The sequence below is a fragment of the Enterococcus pernyi genome, assembly GCF_045371165.1.
Taxonomy (GTDB): domain Bacteria; phylum Bacillota; class Bacilli; order Lactobacillales; family Enterococcaceae; genus Enterococcus_B; species Enterococcus_B pernyi.
Genome location: NZ_JBIQDM010000023.1, coordinates 1 through 1,800, shown reverse-complemented (window position 1 = coordinate 1,800; position 1,800 = coordinate 1). Strand labels below are relative to the sequence as shown.

1 protein-coding gene is annotated in these 1,800 nt (G+C 46.4%); it reads left to right on the top strand.

Going from position 1 to position 1,800, the window contains the following annotated elements:
- Positions 1–1,800 (top strand): transketolase (tkt, locus tag ACH0AK_RS14870; protein WP_499797079.1); only part of this gene is annotated, 1,800 nt, incomplete at both ends.

Sequence of the window (1,800 nt, the reverse complement as noted above, 5' to 3'; positions counted from 1 at the left end):
GATCAGCTTGGTGTGAATACGATCCGTACATTGAGTGTCGATGCAGTACAAAAAGCAAATTCAGGACATCCGGGGTTACCAATGGGTGCCGCGCCAATGGCTTATGCCCTTTGGACGAAACACTTGAAAGTGAATCCGAAAACTTCTAAAAACTGGGCAGACCGTGACCGTTTTGTCTTATCTGCGGGACATGGTTCAGCGATGTTGTACAGCTTGTTGCACTTAGCAGGGTACCAAGTGACGATTGATGACTTGAAACAATTCCGTCAATGGGAGTCAAAAACACCAGGACACCCTGAGGTCAACCATACGGACGGCGTCGAAGCAACGACTGGTCCGTTAGGACAAGGGATCGCAATGGCTGTGGGGATGGCAATGGCAGAAGCGCATCTAGCAGCGACCTACAACAAAGATCAATTCAACGTCGTTGATCATTATACCTATGCGTTATGTGGCGATGGCGACCTGATGGAAGGTGTGTCTCAAGAAGCAAGTTCGATGGCTGGACATATGAAATTAGGAAAATTAATCGTTTTATACGATTCAAACGATATTTCTTTAGATGGACCAACCTCAAAAGCCTTCACTGAAAATGTTGGCGCACGCTATGAAGCTTATGGTTGGCAACATATCTTGGTCAAAGACGGCAATGATTTGGAAGCTATCTCAAAAGCAATTGAAGAAGCGAAAGCCGAAACAGACAAACCGACATTGATCGAAGTGAAAACGGTCATCGGATTTGGTGCACCAAACCAAGGAACTTCTGCGGTTCACGGCGCACCACTTGGCTTAGAAGGCATTCAAAAAGCTAAAGAGATCTATGGTTGGGAATACCCTGACTTTACCGTACCAGAAGAAGTGGCGGAACGCTTCCGTCAACCGATGGTTGAAGAAGGCGAAAAAGCTGAAAATGCTTGGCGTGAGATGTTCGCAGCATACAAAGCAGCGTATCCAGAATTAGCGCAACAATTCGAAGATGCTTTTGCTGGGAAGTTACCAGAGAATTGGGATGCCGAACTTCCAACGTACGACGAAGGTGAAAGCCAAGCGAGTCGTGTCTCAAGTAAAGAAGTTATCCAAGAATTATCAAAAGCGATCCCAAGCTTCTGGGGTGGTTCTGCCGATCTATCTGGATCAAACAATACGATGGTGACAGCAGACAAAGATTTCACGCCTGAACACTATGAAGGCCGCAATATTTGGTTTGGTGTTCGTGAGTTTGCGATGGCATCAGCGATGAACGGGATCCAATTGCATGGTGGTACTCGGATCTATGGGGGAACATTCTTTGTCTTTGTCGATTACTTGCGACCAGCTGTGCGTTTAGCAGCGATCCAAAACACGCCAGTTATTTTCGTCTTGACCCATGACTCTGTGGCAGTTGGTGAAGATGGCCCGACGCACGAGCCAGTGGAACAATTGGCTTCGGTTAGAAGTATGCCAGGTGTCCATGTCTTACGTCCGGCGGACGGGAACGAAACTCGTGCGGCGTGGAAAGTTGCGATGGAATCGACAGATACACCAACGATCTTAGTCTTGAGTCGTCAAAATCTACCAGTTCTTCCAACAACAAAAGAAGTGGCGGATGATATGGTTAAAAAAGGTGCCTATGTCTTGTCTCCAGCTAAAGGGGAACAACCAGAAGGAATCTTGATCGCGACAGGTTCAGAAGTGAATCTAGCGGTCAAAGCGCAAAAAGTATTAGCGGAACAAGGAAAAGATGTCTCAGTGGTTTCTATGCCAAGTTTTGATTTGTTTGAACAACAATCTGCAGAATATCAAGAAAGTGTCTTGCCAAAA